The organism is Cryobacterium inferilacus (assembly GCF_019599185.1).
In the GTDB taxonomy this organism is placed as follows: domain Bacteria; phylum Actinomycetota; class Actinomycetes; order Actinomycetales; family Microbacteriaceae; genus Cryobacterium; species Cryobacterium inferilacus.
In genome coordinates, this window is sequence record NZ_JAIEUL010000036.1 from 1 (window position 1) to 13,414 (window position 13,414).

The 13,414-nt window shown below is 63.2% G+C and carries 12 protein-coding genes; 11 read left to right on the forward strand and 1 reads right to left on the reverse strand.

The genetic code is table 11. The features are described from left to right. Nucleotides 1-296 precede the first annotated feature (296 nt). From K2F54_RS18495 to K2F54_RS18535, 9 genes are all read left to right on the forward strand, one after another. On the forward strand, nucleotides 297-1,457 hold the full coding sequence (locus K2F54_RS18495) for a CAP domain-containing protein (protein ID WP_220607330.1): 1,161 nt from the start codon (nucleotides 297-299) through the stop codon (nucleotides 1,455-1,457). Between the two features lie 69 nt (nucleotides 1,458-1,526). Continuing rightward, nucleotides 1,527-1,991, forward strand: coding sequence for an excalibur calcium-binding domain-containing protein (locus K2F54_RS19675; protein ID WP_308287738.1), 465 nt, complete (start codon nucleotides 1,527-1,529; stop codon nucleotides 1,989-1,991). A 93-nt stretch (nucleotides 1,992-2,084) separates the two neighbouring features. Continuing rightward, nucleotides 2,085-2,306 carry an Rv0909 family putative TA system antitoxin gene (locus K2F54_RS18505; RefSeq protein ID WP_220607331.1) on the forward strand — a complete coding sequence of 74 codons (222 nt, stop codon included), beginning with the start codon at nucleotides 2,085-2,087 and terminating at the stop codon, nucleotides 2,304-2,306. 317 nt (nucleotides 2,307-2,623) lie between these two features. After that, nucleotides 2,624-3,814: a glycosyltransferase gene (locus K2F54_RS18510; RefSeq protein ID WP_220607332.1), complete on the forward strand. Its 1,191-nt coding sequence runs from the start codon at nucleotides 2,624-2,626 to the stop codon at nucleotides 3,812-3,814. Beyond that, complete coding sequence (locus tag K2F54_RS19680) at nucleotides 3,811-5,214, forward strand: O-antigen ligase family protein (protein ID WP_220607333.1); 1,404 nt, start codon at nucleotides 3,811-3,813, stop codon at nucleotides 5,212-5,214. The genes K2F54_RS18510 and K2F54_RS19680 overlap by 4 nt, the downstream gene beginning before the upstream one ends. Nucleotide 5,215: 1 nt before the next feature. Then, complete coding sequence (locus K2F54_RS18520; RefSeq protein WP_220607334.1) at nucleotides 5,216-6,280, forward strand: glycosyltransferase family 4 protein; 1,065 nt, start codon at nucleotides 5,216-5,218, stop codon at nucleotides 6,278-6,280. A gap of 188 nt (nucleotides 6,281-6,468) precedes the next feature. Further along, entirely contained in the window at nucleotides 6,469-8,532 is a 2,064-nt protein-coding gene (locus tag K2F54_RS18525; RefSeq protein WP_220607335.1) for an acyltransferase family protein, read from the forward strand. A gap of 1,056 nt (nucleotides 8,533-9,588) precedes the next feature. Then, the gene (gene istA / locus K2F54_RS18530; RefSeq protein ID WP_255577308.1) at nucleotides 9,589-11,178 is read left to right on the forward strand and encodes an IS21 family transposase; all 1,590 of its coding nucleotides are present in this window, start codon (nucleotides 9,589-9,591) and stop codon (nucleotides 11,176-11,178) included. Continuing rightward, a complete protein-coding gene (locus tag K2F54_RS18535) occupies nucleotides 11,178-11,447 on the forward strand; it encodes a hypothetical protein (protein WP_220607336.1) in 270 nt (89 codons plus the stop codon). The genes istA and K2F54_RS18535 overlap by 1 nt, the downstream gene beginning before the upstream one ends. 47 nt (nucleotides 11,448-11,494) lie before the next feature. Here K2F54_RS18535 and K2F54_RS18540 read toward each other — a convergent pair whose 3' ends face one another. Then, nucleotides 11,495-12,640, reverse strand: a complete 1,146-nt coding sequence (locus K2F54_RS18540) for an IS30 family transposase (protein WP_431193899.1) — start codon at nucleotides 12,638-12,640, stop codon at nucleotides 11,495-11,497. Between the two features lie 152 nt (nucleotides 12,641-12,792). Between K2F54_RS18540 and K2F54_RS18545 the strand changes: the two genes are divergently transcribed. After that, complete coding sequence (locus K2F54_RS18545; protein WP_220607338.1) at nucleotides 12,793-13,272, forward strand: ATP-binding protein; 480 nt, start codon at nucleotides 12,793-12,795, stop codon at nucleotides 13,270-13,272. A gap of 39 nt (nucleotides 13,273-13,311) precedes the next feature. After that, nucleotides 13,312-13,414 (forward strand): transposase (locus K2F54_RS19740; RefSeq protein WP_374107319.1); only part of this gene is annotated, 103 nt, incomplete at its 3' end.

Genomic DNA, 13,414 nt, shown 5'->3' on the forward strand with positions numbered 1-13,414 from the left:
AAGAGGGCCTCGGCTTTGCTATCCGTGAAGGTGGCCGCACCGTCGGCGCCGGAACCGTTATCAAGGTTCTCAAGTAATTCAGTAGTACTCACGGCAGCTCGTTGATCGAGCTTGTCGAGATCATCGAGCCCAGCGCTCGTTGATCGAGCTTGTCGAGATCACAGGGTCGGTCCTTCGGGGCCGGCCCTGTTGTCGTTAACCCACTACTGTTCAGATTGAGGGCCCACCACGGATGCCCCTGTCCAGGGGGAACAGTGCACCAGACCGTCCGTCCACCGTCTTTGCTGTCTCGCCGCATGCTGGCGCTGTTCACCGCCGTCATCCTCACTCTGGGTCTGAGCCTCGCGGCTCCCACGGTGTCGGCCAACGCGGCGGCCAGCGACATCGCCACCATCCTGCAGCAGACCAACGCCGCCCGTGCCAAGCAGGGTCTGCCGGCGCTCAAGAGCAACGCCGCCATGAACAAGGTCGCCCAGGCCTGGGCCGCGAAAATGGCCACCGATGGGTACCGCCACAACCCGGCCTACTCCACTCAGATCCCCACCGGCTGGAACAGCGCCTCGGAGAACATCGCCTGGAACTACACCTCGAGCACGGTGGTTGCAGCCTGGATCAACTCCCCAGGGCACTACGCCAACATCATGCGAGCGGGCACCGACATCGGCATCGGCTACTACGACGACCCCGACGGCGGCGGCCGATTCTTCGTGCAGAACTTCGCCAATTACCCCGCCTTCACCGCCGCGCCCACCCCGAAGGTGGCCGGCACGCCGCGGGTGGGCAGCACGCTCACGGCCACCCCCGGCACCTGGTCGCCGGCACCGGACATGCTCGCCTACCAGTGGAAGCGCGGGGGAGTCGCGATCCCACGGGCGACGGCCAAGAGCTATACGGTCACGGCCGCCGATGTCGGCACGACGTTGACCTTCACCGTCACGGTCCTCAAGGTGGGGCTCCCTGCCGTCACGAAGACATCCTCAGCCACGGCGAAGGTCACGGGGCGGCTCACCGCGGCCCCCGTGCCACGCATCTCAGGCACCGTGCGGGTAGGGCAGACGCTCACCGCCACGGCGGGCACGTGGTCCCCAGCTCCGGTGGCCCTCAGCTACCAGTGGAAACGCGCAGGCGTAGCCATCATCGGAGCGACGGCACGCACCTACGTTGTGCGCCCCACCGACGCCGATGCATCCGTGACCGTGACCGTCACCGGCAAGAAGAGCGGCTACAGCGCTGTGACCAGGCAGTCGACCAGCTCGGTCAAGGCAGTCGGCCTGGTGTACCGCACCTGTGCCCTGCTGAACGCGCAGTACCCGCACGGTGTCGTCAAGGCCGGTGTGACCCGCGACACGGTCAAGGGCGTCAAACGGGCGTTCACAGGCGCTCCCTACGTCTCCACCGCGCTCTACCTGCTCAACAAGTCCCGAGACGGCGACACGGATGGCATCGCCTGCGAATAGTAGGCGGGCCCCGTCACTCAGCCCCTGGCAGCACCGCTGCAGGCGCCCGCGCAGGTGCAAGCGGCGTCCGTGGCCAGCTTCCGCGTGGCCCCCGCTCCACGCATCACCGGCACGCCCCAGGTGGGCCAGGTGCTCAGCGCCAAGGCCGGTACCTGGACGCCCACGCCCACCAAGCTCAGCTACCAGTGGAAGCGCGCCGGAACCGTCATTGCCGGAGCCACCGGCAGCACCTACCGGGTTCGCCCCGTTGACGCGGGCGCTGCACTCACCGTCACCGTCACGGCCAAGCGCACCAACTACAAGACCGCAGCCCGGCAGTCGTCTTCCACCGCCAAAGCCGCTGGCCTGGCCTACAAGAACTGCACGGCTCTCGTTGCCGCGTATCCACACGGTGTGGCCAAGGCCGGCATCAAGGTCAACCTCGCCAACGGCACGCCTCGGGTGCTCAAGGGCCCGCCGTTCTTCTCCACGGCGGTGTACACCCTGAACAAAAAGAGCGACCGCGACAAAGACGGCATCGCCTGCGAGCGGTAGCGGGGTTGTCCGCTGCTGGTCAATTCCACGGTTGAAGGAGCCCAGAGGGCCATCTAGGCTCGAAGGTAACGTCCCTCAGATCGGAGATTGACCATGAACCTCAACGACATCACCCGCCAGGCGCAGGACTTCCTCAAGAGCGACAAGGGTGAGGAGATCAGCGACAAGATTCTCGACGGCGGGGCCAGCTTGGCCAACAAAGTCACGGGTGACAAGCACGCTGAGAAGATACAGAAGGCCCGTGACACCGCAGACAAGCACGTCGGGCGGGACGACGACGGTACCGCCCGCGATACGAATCCCGGCGCGAAGTAACTGAAGTAGCTGGATGGAGTGCGCGGTCCCGGCTGGGCGACAAGCTCAGCCGGCATAGCTGTGTGTTTGCCCGCGCACCGCGGGACGCGAGCATCATGCATAGAAGGCCCTGTACCCTGTATAAATCTGATCAAGCGCTCCGCAGGGGTGCACTACCCCCGGCGGCTCCTATCGCGCCGGGACAGGCATGGGGCAGGCTGACTACGAATGACGCATTTGGTTTTCTTATGGGGCGCATCCACGACCGGCCTGAATCGGTCTCGTTCGGTGTTTGACGTCGGCTCGATCGAACAAGCTGGTCGGGGGACCGCCGACCGATGAGTGTTGCTACCGACCGCCCCGTCAACGTGTTGCACCTTGATCACAGCACCGAGCCGGGCGGAGCCGAACTGGCCCTGCTGAGAATCGTGACGCACGCGGCGAACTGGTCCCCGTCGGTGCGCATTCCAGATGGCCAGCGCGACGGCAACGGCGTCTTCGACAGTCTTGCGTCGATCCCTGCGATCACGGTCATAGCGCACGGCAAGAAGCAGAAGCCTGGTGCCAGCCAAGGTGCGGGAGTGCTGAGGATGGTGCGTTTCGCGACGGATGCCCTCCGGGAATCCACCCGATTGAAGTTCTCCAAGGGATTCGTCAAGGCAGATGTAGTCCACGCCAACACCTCACGATCCGCCGTTTACGGCGCAGTTGCCTGTCTGCTGACGAACAAGACATTCGTTGTGCACCTGCGTGACATGACCTCCAAAGACAGTCTCGGGTCCATCGGCTATGCGCTGTTCACGCGACTCGCGCTACGCCGCGCAGACGGCGTCATTGCCAACTCCCGAGCCACGCTGGCTAGCGCTGTGCCTCACCTGAGGATCCGGACTACTCGGGCCGTCATTGCGAGCCCGATCGGTTTCGACGACCGCGAGGCCCCGCTGTTTTCCGCCGACGTCAAGACCGTGGGCATGGTTGCGCGTATCGACTCCTGGAAGGGACACGTGCTCGTCATGGAGGCCTTCTCCACGGTTTTCAGAGGCACACACACGCGCCTGGTGTTCGCTGGTGGTGCGGCATTCGGCAAAGAGGCGATCCTAGATGAGCTGCGGGAGCGAGCCCGAAAGCTCGGCATCACGGATCAGGTCGACTTCTTGGGGCACGTCACCGATGTAAGAACGGTCATCGACGGGCTCGATATCTGCATCCAGGCCTCCACGCGCCCCGAGCCATTGGGCCAAAACGTGCTGCAGTACCTTGCAGCGGGCAAGACGGTTATCGCCGTCAACGCAGGCGGGCCCGCGGAATGGGTCGACTCCGGTACCAACGGGCTCCTGTTCGAAATTGATTCGGCCACTGCCTTGGCGCAGGCCCTCGGCGTGCTGAACGGTGACTCCGCGCTGCGCCACAAGCTCGCGGTGGGTGCGAGCGAAACAGAAGGCATCGGCACTGACGCGGAGATCGCATCCGCGCACGGTGAATTTTTCATCCGCACACGATTGCGGCGACAAGTGGGGGAACGCTTGTGATTTCTGAAATTGGCGTCATCTTCGCGGTCGCATACGCACTATGCATAGTCCTGCGGCCGCATTGGCTTGTCTGGGTCCTCTCGGCGGCCCTGCCGTTCTCGCACACGGCCATGTTCATTGTCGGCGACAACGGGGTATCCCCGTTCTGGGTGGGAGCCATCGTTGCGGCCGGTCGACTGGCCTACCTGTCTCTGCGATCACGTTGGACCCTGCTCGGCCGTGGCTTCTTCCGAGCGTGGGCGAATATCGCCCTCCTTGCTTTCTTGGTCTACAGCGTGTTCATCACCATCGTTGGACCCCTGATCTTCGAGGGCATGCCCGTGATCACCCCGCGGGGTGGACTGGATTCGCAAGTCGATGACCTGGCTACGCTCAGCTTTCAAGTTTCGAACTTGGCCCAGGGCGTCTACGTCATCCTCGGCGTGCTCCTCGTCATTTACGTGGTCGTGGAGAAAAACGTCACTCCTCGAGTCATCGAGGCCGCCATCGTTTTAGGCCTGGCCCTCGCCCTGTTCAAGCATCTCGCCCCCGGCCTCTGGCCGTACGCGTGGTTCGACAACAGCCCGTCGAATTTCTACTCCTGGGTTGCCGAGGGCAGACGTGAACGGGGATCCTTCGCCGAACCTTCCATTCTGGGCATGTTCCTTGCAATGTCTCTGGCCTATCTGGTGAGCGCCATCGTCCGGGCCACCCTGCGTCAGCGCATCTACTATGCAATTCTCACCGCTGTCGGCGTCTACATGTACGCCGTCTCGTACACGGGGACAGCGCTGCTCGCCTTGGGGGCGACCGCTGGTCTCGGGTTCCTCGTCGTTGTCATCATGGCCATCCGCCAGGCCAGCCGCCGCCAACTCCTGTACCTGGGTGGAGGGTTCCTCGCGGGCCTGGTCGTCGTCATCGCTTTCTGGCCCATCATCAATCAGATGACCGTGGCGCTCGTGATTGAAAAACTGGGTACGTCATCCTTCGACAACCGGGGAGCCAGCAACGAGATCGCCTGGGAGCTGTTCCTCGATACCTTCGGTCTCGGCGCCGGGCTCGGCAGCAACCGACCCTCCAGCCTGTTCTTTATGCTGCTTAGTTGCGTCGGTGCAGTAGGCACGCTCACCTACCTCTGGTTTGTCAGCACCTATGCCTTCACGGCCTGGAAGAGCGTCACCTATCGGGCGGTGTCCTGGAGTCTGTTGGCTGTGTTCATTGCCCAGGTGACCGCCAAGCCCGACCTCTCAATGCCGTTCCTCTGGTTGCTGATCGCGCTTGCGGCGGTGCCATACACATCGGCGATTCGAAACGAAGCCGGTGTTGTCACGACTCGCCGGCGGCACGCCCACGGCCCCACGTCGGGACGCCGGGCGGTTCCGCGATTCGGGCCCAGTCGCAAAACAGAGAAGGTCCAATAACATGAACCACACCTCGGGTCTGTCGAACAGAGTCTGCTTCGTAGCTGCGCCACTGACAGCTAGGACCGGTGTCTACAAATCCTCTCGCGAACTCGTCGCCGAGGCGCGGGCGCAAGGACTGGACTGGTCCCTTGTTCTCGGAGTGTCAGCTCGTGCCAGCGGGAAAGCGCCGGCGGATGATCCCTCCTGGATTCAAGAGACCACCGTTGAACCCAGCGGACTTGGCGGTGTCGCCCGCCTCGCGGCCGAGCTGCAAGCATCACCGGTAGTGGCGAACAGTGACGTCGTGGTGAGTCTTCTTCCGCAGACGGACATGGCTCTCGCCCGAACCAACCTCGACTGGGTGGCTTACCTCCGTGGTCTGCCGTGGCCGGCCGCTGGCGAGTCCTCGCTGGCCAGGCGCACCGTATGGCGGATGCTGGAACGCCACGCCCTCGGGCGCGCTAGCGACGTATGGGCCACGACGGAGTTGCTGCGTTCCCAGGCCAACCTCCGCCGACAGGTCCGGTTGGTTCCCGCCGGGCTGCAAGCAGTGGCCCGGCAGTGGGACGGTTCCGGTGATCGCAACAAGATCGTGTGGGCCGCACGCTACGACACCGACAAGAATCCCGAATTGTTTCTCGAGGCCATGCGCGGGTTGCCGTTGCGCGGTGTGATGTACGGTTCGGGTCCTCTTGAGGACGACTTGCGGGCGGCTGCGCCCGACAACGTCGAAGTCGCCGGTTGGACCGACGCGGCGTCCCTCTGGGACGGCGCCCTGGCCTACGTCGGAACCTCCCACCGGGAGGCCTTCGGCCGGAGCGCGGTTGAGGCTTCGATGGCCGGCATTCCGGTGGTCCTGGCCGATACCTTTGGTTCGGCAAGTCTTCTCGTCAAGGACCCCGAGCTGAGTCGCCGGCTGGTTCTGCCCACCGGGCAGTCGGCGCCGTGGTCGCAGGCCTTGATGTCTCTCTCCAACGACGCTTCCTTCCGACGCAGAGTCTCAGATCACGTGGTGGAAAACGGATCTGCCCTCACTGTGGAACGCTCCGTACAGGCCGCTGCTGCAGCACTTGGTGATCGTTAGACACCCTAGCGGGACGAAAGACGCTGACTTAGGTACTCAAGTTGGGTGGCGACGATGATGCGTGTCGGTATGCCTGATCGCTCGGCGTGCCGCCACCCGGCAACGTTCATCGGGCAACGGAGGTCGGGTAAGGCGAACGCCTTGAGAGCCGCTACTATCGGAGGCGCTCACCCAGACGAAAGCTGAACATGACAGAAACGCTGCCCAAACCCACCCTCACGCCCCAGCGTTCGTTGCGGTTTGACATCCAAGGGTTGCGAGCCGTTGCTGTTCTCCTGGTCGTCGCCTACCATTTATGGCCAAACCGGCTCAGCGGCGGTTTCATCGGTGTCGATGTCTTCTTCGTGATTTCCGGGTATCTGATCACCGCGCACCTCCTACGAGAGGTGGCTTTGAGCGGCACAGTGTCGCTGACGCAATTTTGGGCGAAGAGGGTGCGTCGGCTCCTTCCTGCCGCATTCCTTGTCTTGCTTTTCACACTCGTGCTCGTCGCGACGGTGATGCCCTCCTCCGTCGGTCAACAGAATCTCGGGGAGATCGCTGCGGCATCTGTCTATGGTCTGAACTGGCTCCTGGCGTTCAATGCAGTGGACTACCTGGCCGCTGAGAACACGCCTTCACTGGTGCAGCACTATTGGTCGCTGTCCATTGAAGAGCAGTTCTATATTCTGTGGCCGGTACTGCTACTGGTCGCGGTCTGGGTCGCCGCACGGTCCAGGAAGGACAACGCGAGGAGCACCGCTGCGTACCTCCTCGGTGCGGTATTCGTGGTTTCGTTCATCGCCTCCGTGTGGGAAACGACTCAGTCTCCAGCCTCTGCCTACTTTGTCACGCATGCGCGGGCATGGGAATTCGCAGCCGGTGGACTCGCGGCGATGCTGCCGGCAGCATTTATGCGCCGTCTACCTGACGCGGCGGCGAACGTAGCGAGTTGGTTTGCCTTGGGTCTCATCCTGGGTGCCGCGTTTTTCTACACAGGAGAGACGCCCTTCCCCGGCTGGACCGCGGCGGTGCCCGTGGCTGGAACCGTTCTGCTGCTTGTCATTGGGGATAGGAACTCGCATTGGTCTCCCCAGTACCTTGCCCGGTTCGGCCCTGTCCAGGTACTGGGCGATACCTCATACGCAATCTACCTCTGGCATTGGCCTCTTATCGTTGCGTTCCCGTTCCTGACCGGGAAAACCAACATCGACGCAAAGTGGGGACTCGTGATCGTCGGGGTCACGATTCTGCTCTCGGTGCTGACCCAGCGTTTCGTGGAGAGCCCGCTACGGTCTCAACGGGGACCGCTCGGATCGCGGCGGCGCTCCTTGCTTTTCATGGCGACTGGAATAGCGGTCATTGTGGCCATCACCGCAGGTGGCAGCTACTCGCTTGCCAAGTCTCAAGAGGGAGTCAAAGAGTCGATCACGGCAGCGATTGAAGACACTGATGGTTGCTACGGTCTCTACGCGATCACTAACGAATGTGCTGAACCCTATGCGCACACATCGCTGACCAGCCCGATTTTCAGCGTGGGAGACAAGGACTCCTGGGGACGCAACGACCCCGGCGCGGAGTCCTGCATCCGTACGGAGCCGACGCCGGGCTATCCGGCCCGCGACTGCACTTTCGGCGAAGGCGCGACGACCGTCGCGTTCGTTGGAGATTCACATACGGGCCACCTTGTTGAGCCCATGAAGATGGCCGCGGCCGCCAACGACTGGACCCTCCGCGTCTTCGCGCTCGGCGGCTGTTCCACCCTCGAGGATCAGTTCACGATCGACTCGATCCGGGATCAACAGGCCATCATCCGCACCGAGGGCTGCCTGGATTGGACGGAGCACGTCAACGCCACGCTTCTCGATGAAAAGCCCGACGCAGTGGTCTTCAGTAGCCGGTCGTGGCATCGTCCGTTGGACACTGCGACGATCGCTTCCTGGTTCGATGAGCTGGCCGCGGCTGGAATCAAGCCCATTGTGTTGGAGGATGTTCCTGGGATGCCTAAGGGAACCACCGGCGCGGCCTGCATTGAGTCCTTCCTTCCGTGCGATACGAGCATCCCGGAGCGGGATGACCCCGTGCTGATCGGCGCGGAAGCGTCAGAGACGACAGTGGTTTCGTTCAATGATCTGCTTTGCACGGAAGATGAGTGCCCGCCTGTTATCGGAGGAGCCATTGTGTACGCAGATGACAACCACCTATCCCGCTCGTTTGCCTACACATTGGCCCCCACGCTCGCTGATCGTTTGGGTGCCGCAGTCATGCAGTAGCGATTCAAGGGCTGTGGCCGAGGGGCAAGCAGGACCTCCGACAGCGATCTCATAGGGTGCCGGGCAGAACCTTGCTTGGGCACTGCTAACCGGCCTGCGGGGGACCTCCCACCGCGAGGTACTCGGTCGCAGCGCTGTGGAATCGTCCATGGCCGGAGATCCGGCGGTCCTGGTCGCTACTTTTGGTTCAGGGAGTAGTTTCCTGGTGACGGACCAGACCTCAGCTACAACGGGTGCTGCCGGCCGGTCTGTCGGTACCGCGGTCTGAAGTCCTCTGTCGGCGGACATTGGAAACTGCCCACGGCGGCCAATAGGGAATCGCCGCTTCTCGGCCGCATGGCCACAACGACGGCCCACTGGCGGCCAGCCGAATCTCGCAATTTTGGTGCATAGATGGCGCCATGGTTACGACCTCAGAAAGGAGGCCGAAGAGTTTGTGCAGGCCGCCGCGCCTGGTTCGCCAGTGGCAGCTCAGCAGCCTGTTGGCACCTGTTCTGGCCTGTGATTGCAGGGATATTCCTGGGCGCCCGCCAAATGGTGCTGACGACGATCCCCTTGCGCGTACTGGGGGAAGGAGGCGCCGACAAGGTGCGGCTCATGGCGCATTTTGTGAGAAGGACTTCTTCATCTGAAGGGGAGACACCTGCCCACGGGCGGCCATTGGCTAGTGGCCGTATACGGGCTCTGCCGTGGCCGCGTATGGGCCGTTTCTCATGTCCGCTGACAGTCCTCCTGGCCTTGCGGAACGACGTCTACTTCCGACTGCGGGTTTCAGACCCTGTCGCGGAAACGGGTCTGCCGTGACGGTGGAACGTTCAGTGCAGACTGCTGCCGCCACCCTTCGGATCGCTAGCCGCCCACTCGCGCCGGCGGCCTCGACGGGGTCGCTGTCGGCCGCACCCCAACACGGGGTGGCGAGTAGCGCTTGGTGGTAGCGGTAGTCCGGCGAGTTGGTAGCACGTTTCCGGGAACACGGTAGCGCCGTCGGGCGGTGCGCTGCTCTGCTGTGAAAGGACGACGCATTCGGCGTTGTCGTTTCATTGTTAAGGGCGGGTCATGGCGGACTATCGGAAAATATTGGGGTTGTTGCTGGAGGGGCGGAGTTACCGCGAGGTCGTCGAGATCGCGGGGTGCTCGCATCGCGACGTGGCTCGGGTTCGGCAGGAGGTCCAGGACCGGGCTCTGACCTCGATCGTCGCGATCACCGACGCTGACCTCGCGAAGTGGTTCCCGGACGGGCGCCGGAGGGTTTCGGAGGAGTACGTCCAGCCCGACCTGGCGCGGGTGGTGGCGTCGATGAAGCAGAACCGGCACTTCACGTTGCTGTTGGCCTGGCGCCGTTACGTCGATACCAAAGACGCGGGCAAGAAGTATGGCTATTCGCAGTTCTGCGCCCTGTTCACCGACTACCTCCGCACCCACGATCTGGTGGCGGTGCTGCGGCACGAGCCTGGCCGGGCGATGCTGGTGGACTGGGCCGGCGACACCATCGATCTGATCGACGCAGTCACCGGCGAGGTCACCAGGGCGGTGCTGTTCGTGGCGGTTCTGCCGTTCTCGGGGATGATGTTCTGCCGTGCCTATGCGGATATGAAGTCCCCGGCCTGGCTCAACGCTCACGTTCAAGCGTTCGCGTTTTATGGCGGCGTTCCGCAGATCGTTGTCCCGGACAACCCGACGACCTCGACCCACCAAACCCACAAGGGCGACGCGGAGCGGGTCGTGAATGCCCGGTATCAGCACCTCGCCGACCATTATCAGTGCGCGATCGTCCCGGCCCGCGTGAAGCGCCCGCGCGACAAGGCCGCGGCCGAGAACGCGGTGAACGTCGTGAACAAACGCGTCATCGGTTACCTCGACGACGACGTCTTCACGACCCTCACCGAGCTGAACGACGCGATCGACGAGCGGGTGCGAGAGATCAACCACGACATCCGCCGAGCCGACGATACGACCCGGTGGGAGAGGTTCGACACCGAGGAACGGAACTTCCTCGAGCCGTTGCCGGACGCTGCGTTCGAGGACGTCTCCTGGAAGGAGCTGAAGGCCGGCCGGAACTACCACGTCACCGCCGACACGCAACGGTATTCGGTGCCGTTCACTCTGGCGGGCAAGCTGCTGCGGGTGAGGCTGACCTCGTCCCGGGTGACGGTCTTCGATGGGCACGAGATGCTCTGCGAACACCCGCGGTTGACCGGCCGGAAGGGCCAGTACTCGACCCTGCCCGAGCACGTCCCGCCGCAGCACCGCAACATCGACGGGCTCTGGTCCCGGCAGTGGTTCACCGACCGGGCCCGCAGCGTTGGGCCGGCAACCGTGACCGTGATCGAGCAGATCCTCGACGGCCAGGCAATCGAGGCGCAAGGCTACCTGGCCTGCCAGAACATCCTCGACGGGCTCGGCAAGAGCAACCGGGAACGGTTGGAGGCGGCCTGCCAGGAGCTCGTGAACCGCAGCGCCCAACCGACCTACTCGACACTGAAACGGTTGATGGCCGCGATCGACAGCGACGCGAAAAAGCCCCGGCCGGTGGTCCCGGCGGCCTCGACTCGCAAACGCGTCAGCAGCGTCGTTTTCCGCGACACGATGCCAGACGTTTATGTTCGCGACGCCTCTCACTATGCACGCGACGAGGAGGGCAACTGATGTTTACCAGCATCGATTACGACAAGTTCCGAGCCCTCCGCGTCACTCACGTTGCGACCCGGCTGGAGGAACTCATCCAGGACGAGGGCAACGACACCCTCACCCCTGAGCAGCTGTTCCTCACTGCCGTCGATGACGCCCTCGAGTCGAGGCGTCTCAACAAGGTCGACAAGCTCATCCGTCAGGCCGCGTTCCCGATCCCGGGCGCGACCGTCGCTGAGGTCGACTACCGCGACGGGCGCGGCATCACCCCGGTTCGCATGTGTTAGCGGCCATGACAAACTGGGTGTTTTCTACCCAACGTCGCATCACTTGATTAAATTTGGGGCTGTTTCTCGAGCCTATCGAAGTGCGCTTGAGCGGGTTCCCAGTTGCGTGATTCGCGAGGGCGGCCATTGATCTTTGCGGCGACTTCAGCCAGGCGCTCTCGACTGTGTTGGTTGAGGTTGGTGCCCTTGGGGAAGTACTGGCGGATGAGCCCGTTGGTGTTCTCGTTTGAGCCACGTTGCCATGGCGAATGCGGGTCGCAGAAGTAGACCGGGATCGTGGTTTCTTTCTTGAACTGCAGGTACTCCGACATTTCTGAGCCCTGGTCCCACGTCAGGGATTTGCGCAAGTGTGGAGGCAGCGCTGCCATGGCTTGGCCGACGCGTTCACGGACGGTGGGGGCGTCCCGCTTGCCGTTCAAGTGTACGAGCAGCAGCATGCCGCTGGTGCGTTCTACGAGGGTTGCGATAGCAGAACGGTTGAATGTTCCGCAGATCAGGTCACCTTCCCAGTGCCCGGGAACAAGTCGGGTCTCGACCTCGGCTGGGCGTTCGCTCAGCAGCGGGCCAGAGAACCTCGAACGGCGTTTTGTGGTGTGTCGGTGGGTCAGGCGTCCTCGGCGTCCGGTCCGGAGATGGCTGGTCATTTCCCGGGATAGCCCAGTCGCTTTCGGCGCGTAAAGGGCCTGGTAGATGCTTTCGTGCACAACCTGCATCTCGGGCCGCCCCGGAAAATCGACGCTCAGCTGGTGACTGATCTGTCGAGGGCTCCACTGTTGGAGAAGGTGCTTCACGATGGCGTCCCGCAGTTCTGGGTTGCCGGCGATTTTGCCGAGACGAGGGCGTTTGCGTGCGGCGTCCGCCAAGACCTGCGCTGCACGGGGAGCATATCGTTTCAGGCGTGGCGACCGATTTCGGATCACCTCGCGGCTGATCGTGGACGGACTTCTCCCCAACGCGGTTGCGATCTGCCGCAGGCTCTTGCCCGCTTGAATCGCGTCAGCGATCTGAATGCGCTCACTCTCTGAGAGGTATCGAGGCGATATCTCCGGTGGCGCTTTCAGCGAGATTGGAGCGTACGTCGTCGCGCGACCGTGTGTGTCCGTAACCGTGCGTCCGTGTCGCCACCGCATGCCCGTGCGCCGGTTGATGTTTAGTTTTCGGCACGCCTCGGCGTTGCTGATTCCTTGCCTCATCAGCTGAGCGTATTGGTTACGTGCCTCGACCATCGGCAAAGCACCGGCGACCTTTTGTCGCTTTCTTGGACTGCCTGGCATCGGTTCTCCTGAACCTTGGGTGATGCGACGATGGCTAGAAACCGCCCAGTTCATAATGGCCATTGACACGCATGCGACGCTATGCCGCCCACGACTGGCGTTCCGATGCGACGAACCTGCTCATCATCTCGCCCACCGGCGGCGGGAAAACCTACCTTGCCTGCGCGCTGGCCATCGGCGCCTGCCAGAGCGAACACTCGGTCCTCTACTTCCGGATGGACGATCTCGCCCGGCGGCTTGTCATCGCCCGCGGCGACGGCATCGCCCACCAGAAGCTGTTGAACGAGCTCTCCAACATCGACCTGCTCATCGTCGATGACTTCCTCACCGTCGGCATCGACAGCGACGCCGCCAGCGACCTGTTCGCGATCCTCGCGAACCGTGAACACCGGCTGCCGACGATGATCGCCTCGCAGACCGGGCCAGCCCACTGGGTTGCCGAGCTGCCTGACCGGGTCGCGGCGGACTCGATCGTGAACCGCCTCGCCAACAACGCCCGGGTCATCAACCTCGGCCAAATCGACATGCGCCGCCACCGCAACTGGCCCTGACCCCAGCGAGTGGACACCTCACAAGAGAGAATGTTCACTATGGCAAGATCACGTCGGGACTTCAGCCCTGAGTACAAAGACGAGGCCGTGAAGCTGGTGTTGACCACCGGCAGAGCGGTCGCGACCGTCGCCCGCGAGCTCG

Excerpts from the sequence above, each read along its gene's own strand:
- istA (WP_255577308.1), top strand. The coding sequence starts at position 9,589 with ATGGCGGACTATCGGAAAATATTGGGGTTGTTGCTGGAGGGGCGGAGT.
- K2F54_RS18495 (WP_220607330.1), top strand. The coding sequence starts at position 297 with ATGCTGGCGCTGTTCACCGCCGTCATCCTCACTCTGGGTCTGAGCCTC.
- K2F54_RS18545 (WP_220607338.1), top strand. The coding sequence starts at position 12,793 with ATGCGACGCTATGCCGCCCACGACTGGCGTTCCGATGCGACGAACCTG.
- K2F54_RS18540 (WP_431193899.1), bottom strand. The coding sequence starts at position 12,640 with ATGAGGCAAGGAATCAGCAACGCCGAGGCGTGCCGAAAACTAAACATC.
- K2F54_RS18510 (WP_220607332.1), top strand. The coding sequence starts at position 2,624 with ATGAGTGTTGCTACCGACCGCCCCGTCAACGTGTTGCACCTTGATCAC.
- K2F54_RS18505 (WP_220607331.1), top strand. The coding sequence starts at position 2,085 with ATGAACCTCAACGACATCACCCGCCAGGCGCAGGACTTCCTCAAGAGC.
- K2F54_RS18520 (WP_220607334.1), top strand. The coding sequence starts at position 5,216 with ATGAACCACACCTCGGGTCTGTCGAACAGAGTCTGCTTCGTAGCTGCG.
- K2F54_RS18525 (WP_220607335.1), top strand. The coding sequence starts at position 6,469 with ATGACAGAAACGCTGCCCAAACCCACCCTCACGCCCCAGCGTTCGTTG.
- K2F54_RS18535 (WP_220607336.1), top strand. The coding sequence starts at position 11,178 with ATGTTTACCAGCATCGATTACGACAAGTTCCGAGCCCTCCGCGTCACT.